This window comes from Acinetobacter faecalis (assembly GCF_034187745.1).
GTDB lineage: Bacteria > Pseudomonadota > Gammaproteobacteria > Pseudomonadales > Moraxellaceae > Acinetobacter > Acinetobacter faecalis.
The window spans coordinates 116,960-139,450 of the sequence record NZ_JAXHPF010000006.1 but is presented as its reverse complement, the minus strand read 5'-3'; the positions used below and the strand labels follow the sequence as shown (position 1 = coordinate 139,450).

Sequence of the window (22,491 nt, the reverse complement as noted above, 5' to 3'; positions counted from 1 at the left end):
ATGAAATGTTCATTATTTTCTTACAATATATTTGTTCTACTTAGTTATTACGTGCATTTAAATCTTGCTGAATCAGCTCAATTTTATAACCATCAGGATCTTCAACAAATGCAATAACCGTAACACCGCCTTTCATTGGACCAGCTTCACGTACAACTTTACCGCCACGCGCTTTAATGTCTTCACATGCTTTGTATGCATCATCTACCGCAATTGCAATATGACCATAAGCATTACCCAATTCATAACTGTCTGTATCCCAGTTATGAGTTAGTTCTAGCACGGTATTATTTTCTTCATCACCATAGCCAACAAAAGCCAATGTGAAACGACCTTCTTCATAATCACGTTTACGAAGCAAAGTCATACCCAGTACTTCAGTATAGAACGCTAAAGATTGTTCTAAATTGCCTACACGTAACATGGTATGCAGCATTCGCATATTATTCACCTTCTTTTACAGTCAATTTTTGATGATTTTTCAATAAAACTCCAACCCAAACAACTAAAACTAAAATTGGGATACCAATTAAAGTTGTCATTAAGAAGAAGTTAGGATAACCAATATTGGTCACTATAGTACCTGAATAACCACCTAAAATCTTAGGTGTAAGCGTCATTAATGAGCTGAAAATTGCATATTGAACCGCAGTGAAAGACACGCTTGTTAAACTTGATAGAAATGCAATAAATGCTGCACCAGCAAGCCCTGAAGCTAAATTATCTACAATAATTGCAAAATACAACCAACCCGTACTATATGGCTTAACCACTTTTCCTGAAATTTCGGCGTTTCCATTTGAGCTTGCATCAATTGCAGGTATTGGTTGTAAATCGATATCTAAGGTATTTTTTTGTGCAGATGTATCTACACGATAAGCATGCTGAACTTGAGAAGATTGTTGATCATTTTCCACAAGTGCTGCCGTAATATTTTTAGATGATGAATTCACTAATTTTTTAGCATCAATTGCAGTGCTAAACATGCCATTTTTATCTAATTTGGCATCAAATTTTTCATCATCTAAACTTACAACAATTTTTTGCTGCTCAGTTAAAGGCTGTCCAAAATACTGTCCTCGAATAACTAAACTACCACTTTTTTCTTTTTCAGAAATTGTGTTATTGCTTGTTATAGGCAATAGTTGCATGACCGTTTGATGATTGTTTTGTACCAAGTACGGTAAATTCACAACCACGCTTTCTTCAGATTTTGCATAACTTGCTTTTACATCAATTTCTTGGCTTTGCGCTAAAACTTGACTTGGAATACTAGCTTTCCAATAACCAACTTCATCAACCTGCGCTGTATATTTTTCTGCGCCTACCTGAATTTGAACATCGTTAAGCTGTTCCCCCGACTTCACTAAACCGACAAAAATAAGATTTGTTGCAGATGCTAAAATTGCACCAACAAACATCAGTTTCATGATGTTCATACGCTGTGCTAATAAGCCACCTAAAAAGCCACCGACCAAACTGAAAATTACGCCATAAATTTTTACTGCTTCGGCAATTTGTTCTTTGGTGAAGTTTAAGTCTTGATAAAAAACGTTAGATATAACACCTGCAATAATGTCGGAAATTCGGTAAAAACCTATAAGTAATAACAAGACTAAAGCAAGTTTCATTCCATAGCGTTTAAAGAAATCAGCAATAGGATTGACCCAAGTTTCAAATGCCATTTGCTTATTTACAGCACCAGCTTTTACCAAAGCTGAACCAACAAATACAGCAACAGCACCTGAAGCTAAAAAGCGTAAAGCTTCAAAACAAAATAATAAAAATGAATCTTTAATTTGGAATTGTGCTTTTAAAAGTTCAGTTAAATTGCCCGAATAGACATAGCTTAAAACAAAGCTAATTACGGCGATAAAGAATACTGTGACTAAACGATAATAATCACTGCGCTTATAATCTTTACGAATACGATCTACTTGCGGTTCACGAATACATAATGTGGTAATAATGCCCACGAACATGACCGCAGCCATCGCTAAATAAGTGATTTTCCAAGCACTGTAAATGTAATTACCTTTTGCCGTACCTAATGATGCAGCTAAGAATAATGCGCCCGCACCCGCAACAATCATCCCTATACGGTAACCTGCATTATAGGTAGATGCTAAAACCGTCTGCATTTTGGTTTCAGCAAGTTCAATTCGGTAAGCATCAATGACAATATCTTGCGTAGCCGCAGAAAAACCAAGTAATACAGCGCCCACAGCCATTTGGTAAATATAGGCCTGTCCTAAAGATGGATCTGAAAAAGCCATAATACAAATTGCGAGAATAATTAAGCATTGCGCGACCAATAACCATGCTCTACGGCGCCCTAACAGTTTTGTTAAAACAGGAACAGGAAGTTCATCGACCAAAGGCGCCCAAACAAACTTAAAGGAATAACCCAGTGCAGCCCAACTAAAAAATGTAATTGCACTTTTATCTATGCCCGCTTCACCTAACCATAAAGACAAACTAGAAAAGATTAATAAGATTGGAATACCCGCTGAAAAACCTAAGAACAACATGATTAATGCACGTCGATCTAAAAATGCGGTAAACGCCGATTTCCATCCTGTGGTTTGTGTTGTCATTGCTTTTTTATTTTCTGCAAAATGAGTCATTGCTATTCAAACGCTTAATACAAATAGATTCAACATGAATTATGAAAACATTCTTATTTTTATTGAGAAAAGGTTTATGTTTGCTTGAATTTTTTCATTAAACCTGTATATCTTAAACTTCTAATGTTTAATTTTGTTTTGGATCTAAACTGTGCCCAAAAAACTCGATCAAGTTAAAACTGCTGTAGCGACTAACACAACAACCACAACTCAAGAAACAACACAAACTAGCCTTATTTCAGCATTTGATCAGACACAAATTCATCCTACGCTTGCTCAAACTAAGCTTGAAGCGTCACAGCTTACACATACGCCAAATTACGTTAAAATTCCAACATCAACAAAACGCATTAAACCTTTAAATAATTTCTTAGGACAAGACCGTGCACGCGCTTCTGTAGAAGCAGGCATTGCCTTGCCATATTCAGGCTATAACATTTTTGCTGTGGGTACAGCAGGTTTAGGCAAGCGCACAATGGTGAAGCGCTTACTAGAACAACACGCGAAAACTATGCCTACACCAAATGACTGGGTTTATGTTTATAACTTTCAACATCCTCGTCAACCTATTGCCCTTCAAATGCCTGCAGGACAAGCACCAAAATTTCAAACATTATTACACCAAACTTGGCAAACAGTTTTAAAACAGCTTGAGCGTCGCTTTACCGCAGAAACGTATCACAATCGTATTGAAATGATTCGTCAGCAAGCAGGTGATGAACAACATTTAGCGCTCATTGAACTAACCAAAGAAGGTGAAGAGTTAGATTTAAAACTCATTTCAACCAATGAAGAACATTGCTTTGTTCCTGTGCATTTAAAATACAATAAAATGCAAGAAATGACGCAAGCAGAAATTAATGCATTAGACAGTAAAGAACGTGCAGAAATTTCAACCAATGTGCGTTATATGAATAAAAAGCTTGAACGCTTAGGCATGCATTTGGGCGATTTAGAAGATCATGCACGTGACAAAGTTCAAGTTCTTAACCGCGATATTGCAAAACAAGTTGTAGTGCCACGCATTGAATCTATTCTGAACAAATTTAAAGATGTAGATGGTTTAGCCGAATACCTAAAACATTATGCAGAAGACATTATTAATAATGTTGAAATTGTATTAGAACAAGAAGAAGATGATTTTACAGCAGGTTCATTTAGTCGTGTGCCACCGCGCTATCAAGCCAATATTGTCGTTACACACAAACCAAATTCAGGTATGCCTGTTGTGTTTGAAGACTTCCCTACCCATTACAACTTACTGGGTCATGTGGAGCAACTAACTCAAACAGGTACAATTACTACAGATTTCACCTTAATTCGCCCTGGTTCATTGCATAAAGCCAATGGTGGCTTTTTAATGCTTGAAGCCGAGCAATTGCTAGAACAACCTTATGCATGGCAAGGTTTGAAGCGCGCGCTCAAATCAGGACAGCTCAAGCTTTCATCTTTAGAACACATGATTACCCTAACAGGTAGCATTTCTATTGAACCTGCGGCAATTCCTTTAAATATTAAAGTGATTTTACTTGCAGAGCCTGAAATCTATTATGAAATTTTAGAACTTGAACCTGAACTCGGTAGCATTTTCAAAATTCGTGCAGATTTTACAGATACTTTGCAACGCAATGAATTAAACGAACAAGCGTATATGCAGCTTATTGCAGACTATGTTCAATCGGACAAATTACTTCCATTTGACCGTAGTGCACTCGCTGCTTTACTAACAGATTCAAGTCGCCAAGCAGAAGATCAAAGTTCATTGTCATTACATGCGCTCACTTTGGGTGATTTGATTCGTGAAGCACATCATCATGCTGCCAAAGCAGATGACAAAATGGTGACCGAAGCACACATCAATACTGCACTAGACCACCGTAAATATCGTTTAGGTTATTTACGTGAACTGTATTGGCAAGACCTATCACGTGGTACACAGCTTATTGAAACACGTGGACATCGTTTAGGACAAATTAATGCCCTTTCTGTTATTCAATATGCAGATGTAGAATTTGGCTTACCCTCTCGCTTAACTGCATCTGTATATCAAGGTGGCGGAGATATTCTAGACATTGAACGCAGTGTTGAATTAGGCGGATCGCTACATGCCAAAGGCGTGTTGCTAATGTCGAGCTTCTTAAAAGCACATTTTGGTCGTGAACAAATTCTTCATTTTTCTGCGGCATTGGCATTTGAACAAAGTTATGGTCAAGTTGATGGCGACAGTGCAACCGTTGCTGAACTATCTGCATTAATTTCTGCAATTAGCCAATTACCAATTGATCAATCTTGGGCAATTACAGGTTCTATGAACCAATTAGGTCAAGTTCAACCTATTGGTGGTGTAAATGCAAAAATTGAAGGCTTCTTTGACGCATGTAAACTTCAAGGCTTAACAGGCAAACAAGGTGTGATTATTCCACGTCAAAATATGGAACATTTAATGTTACGTAAAGATGTGATTGAAGCCGTTAAAGAAGGTCAATTCCATATTCATGCGATTGATACCATCGACCAAGCGCTTGAAATACTCATGGCACGCTCTGTTGGAACACTCGATAAAAAAGGTCGATACACCAAAGGTTCAATTTATGCGGCTGTTATGGAGCAACTTGAATATTGGCAAGCGATAGAAGATGGTGCTGTTCTTGAAGAAGAAAAGCCAAAGAAAAAGAAGAAGAAAAAATCCAAAGCCAATAAAAAGGAAAAATCGAAAGCTAAAGAGCAAGAAGTTGTAGAACAGACAACTGAAAATTCAGATGAAAAACCTGATGCGAGCTAAGTCTTAGCCGTAAAAAAAGCGCCTTTAGGCGCTTTTTTTATTTTTTAGCAACTGAATTAAGCTTCAGGTGCTGCGCTGTATTGTTCAACTAAGGTTTTTAATTCACCTGTTTGGAACATTTCTAGCATAATGTCGCTACCGCCAATCAATTCACCATTGATCCACAATTGCGGGAATGTAGGCCAATTTGCAATTTGTGGCAAAGTTGTACGAATATCTTGGTTTTCCAAAATATTTACATAAGCAAATGGACGACCAATTTGACTAAGCGCTTCTACCGCACGTGCAGAGAAACCACATTGTGGAAATTGTGGAGTGCCTTTCATGTAAAGAAGAACTGCATGTTTAGCAATTTGGTCACGAATTAACGCTTCGGTATCGCGTGCTTGTTCAGTCATTGATAAATCCTCAATAATTCTGTTTGGCATTATACCCAAATCTACGCAAAACAGTATGTCAAAAGCAATAAATCCATTTTTATTTGCAATCGGGCTTTAATTTTCAGGTAGATTTTGCTTATATAGAACATCTTAATGCCTTTGATCTCTCTAGCATTAATATCCAAATTTCCCAATCAACTAACAGATAAGAGTTAGCCATGAATAACGTTACCTTTGCTCCCGTGCAAACTGATCAACCATCACACTTGATGCCTGTATTTGGCCGTCAGCAGATCAGCTTTGTCCGAGGACAAGGTTCTTATCTATATACAGCAGATGGTACGGAATACTTCGATGCACTTACAGGTATTGCTGTTTGTGGTTTAGGGCATTCTCACCCTGCTGTTACAGAAGCAATTGTAGACCAAGCTTCAACTTTAATTCATACAAGTAACTTATTTGAAGTGCCTTGGCAAACGTCTGCTGCGCAAAAACTTGCAAAAGTTGCAGGTATGGAAGAGGTATTCTTCTCAAACAGTGGTGCAGAATCGAATGAAGGTGCAATTAAAATTGCACGTAAATTTGGTCATATGCAAGGTGTTGCTAACCCTAAAATTATTGTAGCCGATCATTCATTCCATGGTCGTACAATGGCAACACTTTCTGCAACGGGCAACAAAAAAGTTCAAGAAGGTTTTGGGCCACTTGTTGAAGGTTTCATTCGTGTTCCATTTGGCGATATTGAAGCCATTGAAGAAGCAGCAATTAATCATCCAGATATTGTTGCAATTTTGGTTGAGCCTATTCAAGGTGAAGGCGGTGTAAATACTGCACCTCAAGGCTTTAGCTACTTAGAAGAAATTCGTCAAATTTGTAACCAACATAACTGGTTAATGATGTTAGATGAAGTTCAAACTGGTAATGGTCGTACAGGTAAATATTTTGCTTACCAACATACCAATATTATTCCTGATGTAATTACAACTGCTAAAGGTTTAGGTAATGGCTTCCCTATTGGCGCTGTAATGACACAAGGTCGTGGCGTTGGCGTTTTAACTGCGGGCAATCATGGTTCAACTTATAGCGGAACACCACTAGGTTCACGTGTTGTGTATACAGTTATTGATACGATTCAAAAAGAAAACTTAGTAGAAAATGCTGCCAATATGGGTGCTTATATTGTTGAGCAATTTAAACAACAACTTGCAGATCAAAATGTCACTGTTCGTGGTTTTGGTCTCATGATTGGTATTGAACTACCTAAAGCTTGCCCTGAATTGGTTGACGTTGCACGCGATGAATATAAGCTGATTATTAATGTCACTGCTGGCTCTGTTATTCGTTTACTTCCTGCTTTAAATATTGATAAAGCACAAGCAGACCAACTCGTTGAACGTATTGTTAAAATGGTTAAAGCTTTCCTAGCTTAATTAAGCATTTAAAATACTTTTAAGATCTAAAAAAGCCGCATTAAGCGGCTTTTTTACGTTTAATAATTCAAGTGAATTATGATGCTTCTTGAAAATTACGACCGCTAGAAAGCTGACTAAAATACTGTTTCAACGCATCTAAACAACGGTGAATTTTCATAGGCTGTTGATCATGTCTGGATGTAATTGCATTTAAAGTGAATGCAGGCAATTTCCATTCAGGCAGCACTTCAACTAAAGCCCCTGTTTTCAGTTCATTTTGCACATCAAGATAAGTTAATCTTGCGATACCATGTCCTTGCAAACACAATGACTTCGCAACCATGACATTATTTGTTGTAAAGCGTGAATCCATATCCAGACTTATCGTTTCAGCAGTAGATATATGCTGGAATGTAAAGTTTTGAGAATTTTTTAATAAACTCACAGGTATTAAGTCATGATTACGAAAATCTTCAGGGCGTGATACTGGAGTAGAATGATTTAAATAACTTGGAGATGCAACTAATACCTGCTCTACCCGAGTTAACGGAAAAACTTGTAAATTAGAATCTTCTGTTTTCAAGCTTAAACGAAGCGCAATATCAATACGACCTTCAATCAAATCAATATATTGATTATCAGCTTCAATATGAATTGATAAACCACGATGAGCAGACATCCAATGCGACAATGCTGGAATAACATGATTTGCAGCAAGCTCTGGTGTCGTTGCTAAACGCAATTCCCCCACAAGGTCATCACGCAATTCATTAATCCTAATTTTCCCACGTTCAGCGGCAGCAAGCATTTCTTTACAACTGTGGAAAAAAGCTTGTCCCGTTTCAGTTAAACTCAATTTTCGGGTAGAACGATGTAGAAGTGTAACTTCCATATCATTTTCCAAAGAACGGATTTGTTGACTGACCGCGCTCGTAGTAATTCCTAACTCACGAGCTGCACCACTAAACGAACTTTTTTCAACAACGCACGCGAATACGCCCATTGCACGAAGTTGATCTAACATAAATTTCCCTCTGAAATTACGAGAAGCTTCCACTAAAAAGTAAAAGCAACTCATTGTATTATACGGTGAAATTTATGTTTTGCATTATAAAATTTAATTTAATTTGTTGGTAAAACTCTCATCGGGTCAATTGGCTTACCATCTAAACGAACCTGAAACTCTAACATTGTGCGAGTTGCACCTGTAGACCCCATTTCCGCAATTTTTTGACCTGCCGTTACGTTTTGACCACTTTTAACCAACATTTTACTGTTATGTGCATAAGCAGTGATATAACCGTCTATATGCTTAACCAAAACTAAATTTCCGTATTCTTTTAAGCCATCTGCTGCATATACCACTTGACCATTGGCAGCAGCATAAATTGGGTCACCTACATTTCCACCATAACGAATGCCTTTTACATTCGATGCAGCATCAAATTTAGAAATAATTGTACCATTACTTGGTTTCACCCAAGTTAAAGTACTAGATGCAGAACTTGCAGTAACTGTTGGTTGTGTAACAGGTGTTACTGGTTTAACAACAGGCTGCTGTGTTGTTGCAGATGGAAGATCAATTTTTTGACGCTGAATTGGTGCAGCTTGAGTCATTGCTTGAGTGTTGGTTGTACGTGGCGCACTACCTTTTTTAAGACGCAATGATTGCCCAACATAAATGCGATACGGCGCTGCAATATCATTCATATCTGCAACACTGGTATAACTTAGACCATAACGTGCCGCGATACCACTTAATGTATCACCTGCACGTACTGTGTAATAATTTGGCGCTGCTGCATAACGTGTAGCATTATTTATCTGTGGTTTAGAAGCACAACCACTTAGCACCACTGTCGAAATCACAGCTGTAGAGATTACGATCGTTTTCAATAGTTTAAATGGCATAGCTAGTCCACGATAATTTGACACCAAAGTCATTCATCTTCCCCACTAATTTTTAAATTAATTCCGTGCATTAACACTAAGAGTAGCAAAAAAAATACATTAAAATTCGAGATTAAGTATTTTTTCACAAAGTTATAACATTCAGGCACATAAATCGTTCACATTTTAGTTATATGCAAAAAGTGAAAGAAATAAAATGAAATTAAATTACTTTCAATTTTACTCACTTAAAGTACGCTGAAGATTATTTAGAATCGAATAATTAGTTGCATCCATTTGAATTGGCGTAATGCTGACATAACCATTTGCAACAGCATAAAAGTCAGACTCAATATTATTTAAGCCATGTTTCTGTTCCGTTACAGACTCGCCAGAAAGTCCAATCCAAAACACTTGGCGTCCTCGAGGATCAACAAGACTGGTTACAGGTTTAGATTGGCTACGACGCCCCTGATAGGTAATTTTTGCACCTTTTAATTCGGGAACATCTGGAATATTAATATTTAAAATATGACGAGGTGGAACTTCAGGTAAACCACGTGCAATAAAATCATGAACCCATTGTGCTGCTTGCGCATAATCTTTCGCATCATTATATGAGCGAACATTTGCGCCACAAAATGAAATGGCTAATGCTGGTTGAGCCATTAAGCGCCCTTCAAATGCTGCGCCAACAGTTCCTGAATATAAAACATCATCACCAAGATTTGCACCGCTATTAATACCGCTTACAACTAAATCGAACTCAAAATCGAATAAGCCATTCATCGACAAATAAACACAGTCTGCTGGCGTGCCATTTACCGCCCAAACATCTTGTGAAATTTGAATAGGCCGTAATGGACGATCTAATGTTAAAGCACTTGAAAAACCACTTCGTTCGCTTTCAGGTGCAACAATTACAACTCGACCTAAAGGCTTCAATGCCTGTGCTAAAGCTTGTATACCTGGAGCAAAAACACCGTCATCATTTGAAATTAAAATATTCACGTAAATCTCTTGTAGATAAATTTATTGACCGATAAGTACAATTTATTGAAATATAATAAATATTATATATATTGTTGCTTTCAGTTCCACTCAAACATTGAGATTAAAATGCAAATTTTTAAAGCATTATGCTGTTCATTAGGATTAATACTATTTATAGCACCCAATATTTATGCAACAACTGATTTAGATACTGCTGAAAACAATAGCATTATTAAAGAAGATGTTGCATCTGCTCAAATTATGTTAGAGCTGTGCCCTGCGATTATTGGTCAAAATGCAACGTTTGATCAAAAAATGAAAAATTTAATTTCAGAATATTTACGTGATTATTCAGATTCATCTATGACTTTAGATAAGCTTCAATCTGATGCTGAATACAAAACATTAATTCAAGAAGCACGTTCTACTGCAAAAGAAACATCTCAAGCTGAAAATAAACTTGCTTGCGAAGAAGCTTTAAATATCGAATTATAAAATTCACAGGTTGTATGAAATATCATGCAACCTGTTTTTTATCTTTTAATTGTTAATTTTTTGCAAAATCTTTGCACTTTCAACATCTTTTATACATTCGGCATCTTTTCATTTTTATAAAAATATACAATCATCATAAAGTTAAAACACTTACAAAAATTTTAGGCAAATATTCGTTATGAAATATCAAGTTTTAAAAACAGTTGGCGCAATTGCATTAAGCTTAACGTTAAGCCAAATTGCAAATGCAAAAGATGAAAATATTGAAGTAACACCAATTCAAGATGTTACACATCAAGAATTGGCTGCAATTTATGTTTTATCTGAAATTTGCCCTAGCCAAGTTTCAAGCCAAAAACAATTTGAAGCAGGTTATAAAAAGCTTGTGACTGAGTATTTATCTAAAGAAAAAGATCCTGTTGCAGCTTTAAATTTGCTTTCCAAACAGTCTAGTTTTAAGTCTATTTTAGATGAAGCAAAATCAGATGCTAAAAAAGCTGGCGATGCTAAAAACAAAGCAATTTGCGAAGATGTAGCGACTTATAACAATTAATTTATTTTAGTTACAATAGTTTTGACAATTAGCTGATTTTTCCCGTAGAAGTCGGCTTACATTTCACCTAGAATGCATAAACGTTGTGCTTATATCAGAATATTGGAAACACCTAAAAATGACCGGAAAAAGCGCCCTTGCTGCATTAATTTTATTACCTAGTTTTTCATATGCAGCGACAGTTTTAACGACGCCACCAGAACTCAATAATAAATCTTATGTTTTGATGGATTACGAGACAGGGCAAATCTTAGCTGCTAAAGGTGAAAATGAAAAATTAGCGCCTGCTTCAATGACAAAAATGATGACAAGTTTCATTATTGAACAGAAGTTATTGAAAGGTGAACTTACAGAAGACGAAAAAGTTCGTATGAACGAGTCTGCATGGTGTCGTGGTAGTAGCACAGAATCTTGTATGTACGTTCCGCTTAATGGTACGGCTACAGCTTTAGAAATGCTACGCGGTATTATTATTCAGTCTGGTAACGATGCTTCTAAAGCAATGGCTGAACATATTGCAGGTAATGAAGGCACTTTCGTTCACATGATGAATGAAGAAGCTAAAAAAATTGGCATGACAAATACGCAATTTATGAACTCTACAGGTATGCCTGCAGAAGGTCATTATTCAACTGCGAAAGACATGGCAACACTTGCAAAACACATCATTCATGACAGCTCTAAATACTATCCAATTTATTCTGAAAAAGAATTTACATTTAATGGTATTAAACAAGGCAACCGTAATGCTTTGCTTTACACAGACCCAAGTGTTGATGGTTTAAAAACTGGTCATACAAATGAAGCGGGTTACTGCTTAACGACTTCTGCTAAACGTGGTCCAATGCGTTTAATTTCTGTGATTTTTGGTGCGCCTTCTATGCAAGAACGTGCAACACAAACACGTGAATTGCTAGCTTGGGGTTATGCAAACTTTGAAACTGTAAAAGTTCAGTCTGCAAACCAAGTTTTGGCTAAATCTAAAATTTGGTACGGTAAAGAAAGTGACGTACAAATTGGTTTAGCTGAAAACTTTAACGTGACTATGCCTAAAGGCAAAGCAAACGAAATTAAAACTCAACTTGTTGTACAACCAAAATTGACTGCACCACTTCAAAAAGGTCAAGTTGTTGGTAAATTTGTTGCAAGTTTAGATGGTAAAGTAATTGCAGAAAAACCGCTTGTAGCTTTACAAGCCGTTGAAGAAGCTGGTTTCTTCTCTCGTATGATCGATCATATTAAACAATTCTTTGCGAACTTATTCTAAGAATTTATCTTTGATAGTTCTCTCTTAGACTTAAGATAAGGCATCTATATTTCGGTATAGGTGCTTTTTTATTTATACTTCCTTTAATGCTAAAAATTTGATTAATACCATGAGCCAAAACATTCGTCCTTATTTAAACACTGCCCCACAAATTGATGATTCTTGTTATATCGACCCAATGTCTGTTGTTGTTGGCGATGTTGTCTTAGCTGAAAATGTGTCTGTTTGGCCTTTTGCGGTAATTCGTGGCGATGTGAATTATATTCGTATTGGTAAAAATTCGAATGTTCAAGATCACTCGATGCTTCACGTAAGTCATAAGAAAGCCGATAAGCCCGAAGGTTCACCTTTAATTATTGGTGAAGATGTGACTGTCGGGCATCATGTGAAATTGCATGGTTGTACTATTGGTAATCGTGTTCTAATTGGTATTGGTACAATTATTTTAGATGATGTTATTGTTGAAGATGATGTGATGATTGGCGCAGGTTCTCTTGTTCCACCCAATAAACGTTTGGAAAGTGGTTATTTGTATGTGGGAAGTCCTGTGAAGCAAGTTCGTAAATTGACTGAAAAAGAACTCGCATTTTTACCTTATTCTGCTCAGAACTATGTGAAAGTTTCAGGGAATTATAAATAAGTAAATTGCCACATCAATCTTAAACATTCTTTTTCGGATTTTTAATAATGCTAGGAACTTGCAAATTATGTCTTAACACATCAGAACTACAAAGATCTCATATAATTGGTAAATCTGTTTTCAATAATTTATTTAAAAACACGGAGGGTAATTTTGGTTATACAACATATGTAAAAGATAGAAAAATAGAGAAGACAAATGAGCATTGGACCTCTTATTTACTCTGTACTCAGTGTGAAAATTTACTTAATAGTCGCTATGAAAACTACGCACTTTGGAGCCTAAAAAACAAACAAAATGGTGTTAAGCATAAAAACAAACAAAACTACTTACAAATTCAAAATATTAATCAATCTCGCTTAATTATGTACGTCATTTCAATTTTTTGGAGAGCCATTCATTCAAAACATAAAGTTTTTCAAAATATTAATTTCTCAAATGAAATCGAGAATCATTTAAGAATTTGTATTATTCAAAACCAAATCCCCAATAAAAACTTTATTTATGTAAAAATTTTTAAATTAATCAACACCACCAATACTCTCAAAAATATCAATCTTAAAGATTTTATTTGTAATATAGTTCAAACTAAAAGCACCAATGAGTTATCTTTTTATACTATTTTTGAAGGTTATTATTTCGAGATTATATTCTCAATAAATGATAATTATAAATTATCTGATTTAGGTGTATTAAATCCTCGTAAAAAAACCCTAAATATTCCTCATAAAGAACTTTTTAGTATTGAAGATTTTATTAATTATTGGCAAAAAACAAGAGACATTTATTTCGAATCTAAAAATAATAGTTAAGGAACTCCAAGATTTAGGTGCAATACTAAGCGATGAAAGAATTGTTCAAGATGACAATATCATTACATCCTCTTCGCCTGAAACAGCGTTAGATGTCGCATTTATGACCTTAGAACAACTCACTTCAACGGAAAATATGCTGAATATTAAAAAACGAATGGGTTTTAAAACAGTTTAAATTTTCTCTGCTGTTTCTAAACCATTTAAATATGCGCCATGCACCGTACCTGCATATTCCAAACTACAATGCTCGCCTGTAAAGAAAATACGATCTTCCACAGGCTCATTTAAAGTAGCAACCAAACTTTCACTATGCCCAAGAGCAGGAAAACTAAATGAACCATAACTAAACTCATCCGCACCCCAACGCGTAATGAATATTCGTTTCGGTTTATTTGGTAAATTTGTCAGGCTTATATTCAAGTTTTTATAAATAAAATCCCACACTTCAACATCTGTCGCCCTATCTATAAATTCAGATTGAGTACCACCAAATAACATTAAATAAATCGGTTTATTATAAATTTTGGATAAATCTAAAACATTAAACCAAGCACCATTGACACAATAATAAAAACTATTCGAATTTGAATTGGCTTGTAAATTTAATGAATCTTCCAATTCAAAAAATACTTTATTAAATGAACCAAATCCCATTTTAGAAATAGCATTTTGATGTTGCTGTGGAAGTTCAGGAACAAACTGAATTAAATTTTTTTTCAAAACACCTAAAGATACACTCACTACAATTTTAGAAGCTAAATATTCTCTATCATTTGCATCAATGATTTTTACAGCATTATTTTCTAAAACTATTTGATTAACTTGTATATTCTTTTCTATAGCAATGTCTTTGCAGAATGTGCTTAAAATTTGCGAGTAACCTTGTGGGAATATAACTTCATCACCATTGAAATAACCTTCATATTTTTGAAATTGCGTAGAAAGTTGATTTAGTTCTGTCGCAAAAGGATCATTGGCAAATCGTTCAAAATACGAATACAGCAATTTCTTTAATTGATTATGTGAAAAGCTTAGGCTATTTATGGTTAAATTATTGAATATGTCGTTCAACGCATTTTGCGCAGAATCTTGCTTAGATTCTAAAAATAGCTTTTCAATGCATTGTATATATTCCACAAATTCTTGTTTTTCTTGTGCTGTAAATACTTGACCATTTTCATGAAAAAAATCTGAACCTATATAATTAAATATGGCAGTTTCAATTTCATTATTCTGAGCAATTTCCCAAATTGGATTATTTTCAATGCCGTGAATCCAAGATGCACCTAAATCGAAAGTTTCATCTTCATACTTTACGGAATGTAAACGTCCGCCAATTCTTTCTTTTGCTTCTAAAACAAGAACATATTTTCCCAATTCTTTTAGTTTACGTGCACATGCAAGCCCAGAAATTCCTGCGCCAATAATCACAACATCGTAACGGTTATTTATATTTAAATTATTCAACATTTCGAATCAAACATATAAAATAGCTTTTAAATATAATTCTTCATTTAAATTTTCATGTTGCTTTTCAGTTAATTCATTTATTGATATCCAAATCATCCCCATCATTTCATTTAAGTTTTTAAATGACCGCACTTAAAAAGCCTTTTATCTACAATTATTATGATGTTCTTCGAATTTTAATGAATGTTGCCAATCTTCATAGCCACAAACTCCAAAATTTTATACAATAGATCATCCTTTGCTTTGGTGTTTTTTAATGAACGCTTGGACAGCTCACGTGACTGTTGCTACCGTTATAGAAAAAAACGGAAAATTTCTGTTTGTTGAAGAACATACAGAAGGTGTAACACACACTGTATTTAACCAGCCTGCGGGTCATGTTGAATGCAACGAAACGCTTATTCAAGCCGCTATTCGAGAAACCCTAGAAGAAACTGGGCATGATGTAGAAATTGAATCATTGCTTGGTATTTATAGCTATACGCCACCTATGTTCCCAGACCGTACCTATTACCGTTTTTGCTTTCTAGCCAAAGATCTTCATCATCATGAAAATGCTGAATTAGATACAGGTATTGTCGGTGCTGTTTGGATGTCATTAGATGAGCTAAAAGAATCTGCACGTGCGCGTAGTCCTTTAGTGACTAAAGCTGTTGAAGATGCTTTAAAAGGTCAAAAATATCCTTTATCGCTCATTTACGAGCATCAAAATTCTCCCCTATTTACAAATATGGATGCCTAATCCTATGCAACAACGTGTCATCGTCGGTATGTCTGGTGGTGTAGATTCTTCTGTTTCTGCTGCACTACTTCTTCAACAAGGTTACCAAGTTGAAGGTCTTTTCATGAAAAACTGGGAGGAAGATGACGGCACGGAATACTGTACGGCAATGGAAGATTTAGCCGATGCACAAGCCGTTTGCGATAAAATTGGTATTAAATTGCATACCGCAAACTTTGCTATGGAATATTGGGATCGTGTATTCGAGCATTTTTTAGCAGAATATGCGGCAGGTCGTACACCAAACCCAGATATTTTATGTAATAAAGAAATTAAATTTCGCGCATTTTTAGATCATGCTATTAACCTTGGCGCAGACTTTATTGCAACAGGTCATTATTGCCGTCGTGGTGAAACTTTAAAAAATTCACGTGGCGAAGAATACGCTCCTCTACTTCGTGGTTTTGACCAAAATAAAGATCAAACTTATTTCTTACATGCTGTTCATGGTCGTGAAATTAACAAGACTTTATTCCCTGTTGGTGAAATTGAAAAACCTGAAGTTCGTCGTATTGCAGAAGAACTTGGTTTAGCTACAGCGAAGAAAAAAGACTCTACAGGTATTTGTTTTATTGGAGAACGTCGCTTTAATGACTTCTTAAAACAATACTTACCCGCTCAAGCAGGAAAAATTGTACTTGATGATGGTAAAGAGGTTGGTGAACATCACGGCTTAATGTACTATACGCTCGGTCAGCGTGGCGGTATTGGCTTAGGTGGCTTAAAAGGTGCTGCTGAAGGTGCATGGTTTGTTTTATACAAAGACATCGAAAATAACCGCCTTGTGATTGGTCAAGGTCATGAACATCCGCTTATGCAAAGTTCTACTCTTTGGAGCGAGGAAATTGACTGGGTTGCAGGTGAACAGGATATTCCTGAAACAGGATTCCGTTGTACTGCGAAAACGCGTTATCGCCAACCCGACCAAGACTGTGTTTTATTCAAAGATCCGACAATGCCAAATGGTGTTCGTGTCGAATTTGATGAACCTCAACGTGCTGTAACCCCAGGACAAAGTGTAGTGTTCTACGCAGATGAAGTTTGTTTAGGTGGCGGTGTGATTCATCATACTAATGCCCCGAAACCTGATTTTATTTAAAGGAATATTTGGCATGACAGAGTTACCGTTTCAGCCGCTTCAAACTCTGAATGTACGTCAAAATAGAGCTTTGGCGTTGGCTGCTGTTTTTCAATCGGCACAGCTTACGCACATGACAGCACTATCTGGACGACAGAGCACAGGCGAAAACGGTAACTTTTATCTAGAACAGTTAATTAAAGCCAGTTTAAATATTCGACCACAAGCCAAGCCTTGTTCGCAAACTTTAGATTATTTTAATCAACTTGCAGATATTTCTTTAGGATTAAAAACCTTAGAAAGTAGTATTACCCAACCTTTTAATCCTTCTCCAAAATCTAGACTTCCAAAATTTTCACAAACGAAACTACCAATGTCTTATGCAATGGCACTTCTTCATTTAGAAAAGAAGGTTTATAGCAATCCTAAATTTGTAGAAATTATTGAAAAATCACAACAAAAAATCTTGCAGCAACTTTCTTTTTTCGACAATAACTATTTACACCCAAGCATTCTTGCCAATTTAGCCCAAACCTATGTAGATACAGCAGGACAAATTAATCCACGTATTATGGTGAAAGGCAATGCAGAAGCTTTTAAAGACAGTTCGCATACCAATCGTATTCGCGCATCGCTATTTACAGGCTTACAAATGGCGCATTTATGGCGCCAGTCTGGTGGAAGTTCATGGAGCATGATCTTCACCAAACGTAAGTTACTTAAAGATATTCAAGATCTGGCTCGATTACAGTTTCAGGTGGTTTAACTGATGCACATCGAGTTTTTGTTTTTTCGTTTAGTTCCAAAGTTTAAGGAATCGCTATGAACGCTTTAACCGCACTTTCTCCATTAGATGGACGCTACGCTAGCAAATGTGATGCTTTGCGCCCTTTCCTCTCTGAGTTTGGTTTAATCCATGCTCGTGTGACTGTTGAAGTACGCTGGTTACAAGCACTTGCAAACCGTCCTGAAATTACTGAAGTTCCTGCTTTTAGCGCAGAAACAAATGCTGCTCTTGATGCAATTGTTGCGAACTTCTCAGAAGACAATGCAAACCGTATTAAAGAAATTGAACGTACAACAAACCACGACGTTAAAGCGGTTGAATACTTCCTTAAAGAACAAATTGCAAATATCGCAGAATTGAAAGATGCAGGTGAGTTCATTCACTTTGCATGTACTTCTGAAGACATTAACAACTTGTCTCATGCATTAATGCTTAAAAATGGTCGTGACGTTTTAGTTACAGCTATGCAGCAAATCATCGATTCAATTGTTGCTCTTTCTGTAACTCATGCAGAACAACCAATGTTGTCTCGTACACACGGTCAAACTGCAAGCCCAACAACTTTGGGTAAAGAAATGGCAAACGTGGCTTACCGCCTTGCACGTCAAATCAAACAATTCAAACAAGTTGAATTATTGGGTAAAATTAACGGTGCTGTAGGTAACTACAACGCACATTACTCTGCTTACCCAGAAATTAACTGGCCTGCTCATTCTCAAGCATTTGTTGAGTCTTTAGGTTTAGCATTCAACCCGTACACAACTCAAATTGAACCACATGACTACATGGCGGAACTTTTTGATGCATTACGTCGTTTCAACACAATCTTAATCGACTTTAACCGTGACGTTTGGGGTTACATCTCACTTGGTTTCTTCAAACAACGTTTGAAAGAAGGCGAAGTTGGTTCTTCAACTATGCCACATAAAGTAAACCCAATTGATTTCGAAAACTCTGAAGGTAACTTAGGTATTGCAAATGCAGTGCTTGGTCACTTAGGTGAAAAACTTCCTGTATCTCGCTGGCAGCGTGACTTAACTGACTCTACTGTTCTTCGTAACATGGGTGTTGGTTTCGCGCAAAGCTTAATTGCTTTTGAAGCTTGCTCTAAAGGTATTAGCAAACTTGAATTGAATGCTGACCGTATTCTTGAAGATTTAGACAATGCTCAAGAAGTTCTTGCAGAGCCTATTCAAACAGTTATGCGTCGTTATGCAGTTGAAAAACCATACGAAAAATTAAAAGCCCTTACTCGTGGTCAAGCAATGACACGTGACATGATGGTTGATTTCGTAAATGGTAACGAACTTTCAGCTGTTCCTGCTGAAGATCGTGCGCGTTTAGCTGAAATGACGCCTGCGACTTACACAGGTAATGCAGCAGAACAAGCAAAACAAGTTGCTGACTTGATTTCTAAAATCTAATTAGTTAAGTTTTTCACTACATCTTTTGTCTCCCTTTGGGAGAAATACAAAGAGGGTGTAAATTTGAAAAACTTACAATAAAAAAGCGAAGCTTAGGCTTCGCTTTTTTATTTCCGCAACGTTTTAATTCCCTCTCCTTTTAGGAGAGGGTTAGGGAGAGGTATCCCCTCATCCCAACCTTCTCCCAAAGGGAGAAGGAGTTTTTAGAATAAACCTTTATCTTCAGGACAATACTTCGCCCAATCATCTTTCATTCGTTGCAACTCACAACCCGTGAGAACATCGCTATAGTAAATATAATAAGTAGCGTTAGGATATTGAATTTCATGACGGAACATCATGCCACGTAAAGAAATTGAGAGTTCTTCTGGGAAATCATCATCTAAATAAAGTTCTTCAAACTCATAATTAAAATAGCAATTTTGCGTTGCTACAAATGCTTCTGTGACAGCCATCTTTCTGCTCTAACAATGAAATATGCTTTATTTTATCTGATTAGAACTCGTAATAGTTTGCATTTCAGCGAGGTCAATCCATCGAATTACTTTAGATTCGCTTACATCTTTATTTTTCAATCGATCATAAAATTCAAAACAGACCCGCTCACCTTTTTGTTTCCGCATCAAATCATCATTAAATTTAAGATGCCTGTTATATTTTGATCCATCAAATTGGATTGCAATCCGTTCAAAATAATCATGTCTAACTGCATAAGTTTTATAAAAACTAACGGTGCCGCATGCTTTAGATATGACAGGTGGATGATCTTCTTTTAGCACAGCCGCCAAAACAAAAATTAAACATCCTGGAATAAAAGCCAAAAGAAATATGATTTTCTTTTGATCTTGGGTAATCTCCTTAGATTCAGCATATAACACACTTAGCATTGGACACAGCACAATTACTAGAAAACCTAAAAATAGCAAAAACGTAGGCATTATTATTTATATTGAATAAAATCAATATCTTTATAGCATAACTATATAATTTTACCCATAAAAAAAAGCCCACCGAAGTGAGCTTTTCAAATATTTAAACTAAACTAGTCTTAAAGCTTAGGATCACGCATTTGTACTAAACTTGAATTTGCTTTAGTTAAAGTTTCCATCACTTTATTTAAGACTGTAGGTACAAGTGAGTCTGCAACTTGTGCTGCTTGCAAACCAAGTTTTTCACCAAATGTTGGCTTTTTACGTGTTTCTACCAAATAAATATCGTGTTTAGGTAACAATCCTAAAATGTATTCATCTGACGTTTTTAAAGCATCTACTAAGTTCAAATCTAAAGCATCTTGACCATACCAATGCTCGCCTGTTGCAACTTTTTCAACATTTAATTGCGGACGGTACTTTTCAACAAAATGCTTAAATAAGTTATGTGTTTGCTGTAACTCTTCTTCAAACTTGGCTTTACCCTCTTCGGTATTTTCACCAAACATGGTCACTGTACGCTTAAATTGACCTGCCGTATAAAGCTCAAAATCAATTTTATTGTCTTTCAGCAAACGGTTAAAGTTAGGCACTTGTGCAACTACACCAATTGAACCCACCACAGCAAATGGCGCAGATACAATTTCAGATGCAATACATGCCATCATATAACCGCCACTTGCAGCGACTTTATCTACACAAATAGTAAGCTTAAAACCAGCATCACGTAAACGAACCAATTGCGCAGCAGCAAGTCCATAACCATGAACCATACCACCGGGGCTTTCTAAGCGTAAAACCACACGATCACGCCCTGCTTTTGCAGTTGCTAAAACCAATGTAATTTCTTCACGTAATTGTTCTACCGCAGATGCTGCTGTATCACCTTTAAAGTCGAGTACATAAATTTTTTCATTGGTTTTCTTACGTACGCGCGATTCTTTTACAAGCTGTTGAGTCAATTGTAAAAGTTCAAATTTAGATGCTGTTGTTTGAGCTATTTTTTTTCGTTGTTCATTTACTCGAGCATTTAAATGATGCACACGAATTTCAGCAGGAAGTTTAGTTGCGTGAAATAACATATAATTAAGCTCATCTAATACATATTTATGATTTATAAGATGTGGGCTTTGTAACAAAAAATCAATGCCTATTTGAAAATAATTCTCATTGAATAATTAAAAAAAAAGAGCCAATTTGGCTCTTTTAATTTTTTACTTTACGAATAACACAATATTAACCAAAACGACCTGTAATATAGGCTTCAGTTAATTGATGATCTGGCTGAGTAAATACTTTTTCAGTCGCATTCACTTCAATTAAATCACCTAAGTGGAAGTAAGCTGTACGGTCAGAAACACGCGCTGCTTGTTGCATTGAGTGCGTTACAATCGCAATTGTATATTGTGTAGAAAGTTCAGAAATTAATTCTTCAACTTTTGCAGTTGCAATTGGATCCAACGCAGAACACGGTTCATCCATTAGAATTACTTCAGGTGAAACTGCAATTGTACGTGCAATACATAAACGCTGCTGCTGACCACCAGACAAACCTGTACCCGGCTGACTTAAACGGTCTTTCACTTCATCCCACAAGCCTGCTTTACGTAAGCTATTTTCTACAATTTCTTCTAAATCGTATTTATCACGTGCTAAGCCATGTAATTTTGGTCCATAAGCAACGTTATCAAAAATAGACTTTGGAAATGGGTTTGGCTTTTGGAATACCATACCAACTTGTGCACGAAGCAACACCACATCTAGGTTAGGATCGTAGATATCTTGATTATCTAGTAAAACCTTACCTGTTACACGACAAGAATCAATCGTGTCATTCATACGGTTTAAAGTACGTAGAAATGTAGATTTACCACAACCAGATGGCCCAATAAATGCAATCACTTCATTTTCGTAAATATTAAGGTCAATTCCTTTAATCGCCTCAGACTCACCATAATAAACATGTACGTCTGAAGTACTCAATTTAACATTAGAAGACTTTGGCTCTTTTTTTGCCGAAGCTTGCGTATCAAACTGAGATACAAAAGAAGTTGTAGGTTTTTGATCTACATTTGGAGATGTAAATTGCGTATGTTCTGAGTTCACTGATTTATCCTGTTCTAAGGAATTTGTTTTTGTAGCTGTTACTGTATTCATAATCATGCCCT

Annotated in this window: 22 protein-coding genes; 11 read left to right on the top strand and 11 right to left on the bottom strand. The window is 36.1% G+C overall.

What is annotated here, in order from left to right; translation table 11 throughout:
• Positions 1-40 precede the first annotated feature (40 nt).
• Both gloA and SKM54_RS08380 read right to left on the bottom strand, forming a co-directional pair.
• Complete coding sequence (gene gloA, locus SKM54_RS08385; RefSeq protein ID WP_154773207.1) at positions 41-442, bottom strand: lactoylglutathione lyase; 402 nt, start codon at positions 440-442, stop codon at positions 41-43.
• Between the two features lies 1 nt (position 443).
• A complete protein-coding gene (locus SKM54_RS08380) occupies positions 444-2,627 on the bottom strand; it encodes an AmpG family muropeptide MFS transporter (RefSeq protein ID WP_407061300.1) in 2,184 nt (727 codons plus the stop codon).
• Positions 2,628-2,778: 151 nt separating this feature from the next.
• Here SKM54_RS08380 and SKM54_RS08375 point away from each other — a divergent pair, with 151 nt between their 5' ends.
• Positions 2,779-5,409 carry a Lon protease family protein gene (locus SKM54_RS08375; RefSeq protein WP_321095119.1) on the top strand — a complete coding sequence of 877 codons (2,631 nt, stop codon included), beginning with the start codon at positions 2,779-2,781 and terminating at the stop codon, positions 5,407-5,409.
• A gap of 56 nt (positions 5,410-5,465) precedes the next feature.
• Here the strand turns inward: SKM54_RS08375 and grxD are convergent, their stop codons facing one another.
• Positions 5,466-5,807 (bottom strand): Grx4 family monothiol glutaredoxin, encoded by a 342-nt coding sequence (gene grxD, locus SKM54_RS08370; RefSeq protein WP_154773206.1) that lies wholly within the window; start codon positions 5,805-5,807, stop codon positions 5,466-5,468.
• Positions 5,808-6,007: 200 nt separating this feature from the next.
• Here grxD and SKM54_RS08365 point away from each other — a divergent pair, with 200 nt between their 5' ends.
• A complete protein-coding gene (locus SKM54_RS08365; RefSeq protein ID WP_321095118.1) occupies positions 6,008-7,219 on the top strand; it encodes an aspartate aminotransferase family protein in 1,212 nt (403 codons plus the stop codon).
• 76 nt (positions 7,220-7,295) lie between these two features.
• Here the strand turns inward: SKM54_RS08365 and SKM54_RS08360 are convergent, their stop codons facing one another.
• The 3 genes from SKM54_RS08360 to surE form a co-directional block, all read right to left on the bottom strand.
• Entirely contained in the window at positions 7,296-8,225 is a 930-nt protein-coding gene (locus SKM54_RS08360) for a LysR family transcriptional regulator (protein ID WP_154773204.1), read from the bottom strand.
• A 98-nt stretch (positions 8,226-8,323) separates the two neighbouring features.
• Complete coding sequence (locus SKM54_RS08355) at positions 8,324-9,145, bottom strand: peptidoglycan DD-metalloendopeptidase family protein (protein WP_321095117.1); 822 nt, start codon at positions 9,143-9,145, stop codon at positions 8,324-8,326.
• A gap of 186 nt (positions 9,146-9,331) precedes the next feature.
• Positions 9,332-10,102, bottom strand: coding sequence for a 5'/3'-nucleotidase SurE (gene surE, locus SKM54_RS08350; protein WP_321095116.1), 771 nt, complete (start codon positions 10,100-10,102; stop codon positions 9,332-9,334).
• Between the two features lie 108 nt (positions 10,103-10,210).
• On the opposite strand from surE, the gene SKM54_RS08345 reads away from it, so the two are divergent.
• The 5 genes from SKM54_RS08345 (at position 10,211) to SKM54_RS08325 (ending at position 13,851) form a co-directional block, all read left to right on the top strand.
• Entirely contained in the window at positions 10,211-10,579 is a 369-nt protein-coding gene (locus tag SKM54_RS08345; RefSeq protein ID WP_321095114.1) for an MCR_0457 family protein, read from the top strand.
• A gap of 178 nt (positions 10,580-10,757) precedes the next feature.
• Positions 10,758-11,132 (top strand): MCR_0457 family protein, encoded by a 375-nt coding sequence (locus SKM54_RS08340; RefSeq protein ID WP_321091132.1) that lies wholly within the window; start codon positions 10,758-10,760, stop codon positions 11,130-11,132.
• A gap of 118 nt (positions 11,133-11,250) precedes the next feature.
• Complete coding sequence (gene dacC / locus SKM54_RS08335) at positions 11,251-12,399, top strand: D-alanyl-D-alanine carboxypeptidase PBP5/6 (protein ID WP_154773200.1); 1,149 nt, start codon at positions 11,251-11,253, stop codon at positions 12,397-12,399.
• A gap of 109 nt (positions 12,400-12,508) precedes the next feature.
• Positions 12,509-13,039: a gamma carbonic anhydrase family protein gene (locus SKM54_RS08330; protein WP_321095113.1), complete on the top strand. Its 531-nt coding sequence runs from the start codon at positions 12,509-12,511 to the stop codon at positions 13,037-13,039.
• A 47-nt stretch (positions 13,040-13,086) separates the two neighbouring features.
• Positions 13,087-13,851 (top strand): hypothetical protein, encoded by a 765-nt coding sequence (locus tag SKM54_RS08325; protein ID WP_321095112.1) that lies wholly within the window; start codon positions 13,087-13,089, stop codon positions 13,849-13,851.
• A gap of 174 nt (positions 13,852-14,025) precedes the next feature.
• Here the strand turns inward: SKM54_RS08325 and SKM54_RS08320 are convergent, their stop codons facing one another.
• On the bottom strand, positions 14,026-15,324 hold the full coding sequence (locus SKM54_RS08320; protein WP_321095110.1) for a flavin monoamine oxidase family protein: 1,299 nt from the start codon (positions 15,322-15,324) through the stop codon (positions 14,026-14,028).
• Positions 15,325-15,580: 256 nt separating this feature from the next.
• On the opposite strand from SKM54_RS08320, the gene SKM54_RS08315 reads away from it, so the two are divergent.
• Genes SKM54_RS08315 through purB form a run of 4 tightly spaced genes read left to right on the top strand, consistent with a single transcriptional unit; the run spans position 15,581 to position 19,394 of the window.
• Positions 15,581-16,066, top strand: coding sequence for an NUDIX hydrolase (locus SKM54_RS08315; RefSeq protein WP_321089638.1), 486 nt, complete (start codon positions 15,581-15,583; stop codon positions 16,064-16,066).
• A gap of 4 nt (positions 16,067-16,070) precedes the next feature.
• The gene (gene mnmA / locus SKM54_RS08310) at positions 16,071-17,204 is read left to right on the top strand and encodes a tRNA 2-thiouridine(34) synthase MnmA (protein ID WP_321095109.1); all 1,134 of its coding nucleotides are present in this window, start codon (positions 16,071-16,073) and stop codon (positions 17,202-17,204) included.
• A gap of 13 nt (positions 17,205-17,217) precedes the next feature.
• On the top strand, positions 17,218-17,949 hold the full coding sequence (gene hflD, locus SKM54_RS08305) for a high frequency lysogenization protein HflD (protein WP_154773569.1): 732 nt from the start codon (positions 17,218-17,220) through the stop codon (positions 17,947-17,949).
• Between the two features lie 56 nt (positions 17,950-18,005).
• Positions 18,006-19,394, top strand: a complete 1,389-nt coding sequence (gene purB / locus SKM54_RS08300; RefSeq protein ID WP_321087039.1) for an adenylosuccinate lyase — start codon at positions 18,006-18,008, stop codon at positions 19,392-19,394.
• A gap of 203 nt (positions 19,395-19,597) precedes the next feature.
• Here the strand turns inward: purB and SKM54_RS08295 are convergent, their stop codons facing one another.
• The 4 genes from SKM54_RS08295 to pstB all read right to left on the bottom strand — a co-directional run bounded on the left by SKM54_RS08295 (position 19,598) and on the right by pstB (position 22,480).
• Complete coding sequence (locus tag SKM54_RS08295; RefSeq protein WP_248101874.1) at positions 19,598-19,849, bottom strand: hypothetical protein; 252 nt, start codon at positions 19,847-19,849, stop codon at positions 19,598-19,600.
• A gap of 27 nt (positions 19,850-19,876) precedes the next feature.
• Positions 19,877-20,281: a hypothetical protein gene (locus SKM54_RS08290; protein ID WP_228273471.1), complete on the bottom strand. Its 405-nt coding sequence runs from the start codon at positions 20,279-20,281 to the stop codon at positions 19,877-19,879.
• A 161-nt stretch (positions 20,282-20,442) separates the two neighbouring features.
• The gene (gene sohB / locus SKM54_RS08285) at positions 20,443-21,405 is read right to left on the bottom strand and encodes a protease SohB (RefSeq protein WP_248103936.1); all 963 of its coding nucleotides are present in this window, start codon (positions 21,403-21,405) and stop codon (positions 20,443-20,445) included.
• A gap of 154 nt (positions 21,406-21,559) precedes the next feature.
• The gene (gene pstB, locus SKM54_RS08280) at positions 21,560-22,480 is read right to left on the bottom strand and encodes a phosphate ABC transporter ATP-binding protein PstB (protein WP_154773564.1); all 921 of its coding nucleotides are present in this window, start codon (positions 22,478-22,480) and stop codon (positions 21,560-21,562) included.
• Positions 22,481-22,491 lie beyond the last annotated feature (11 nt).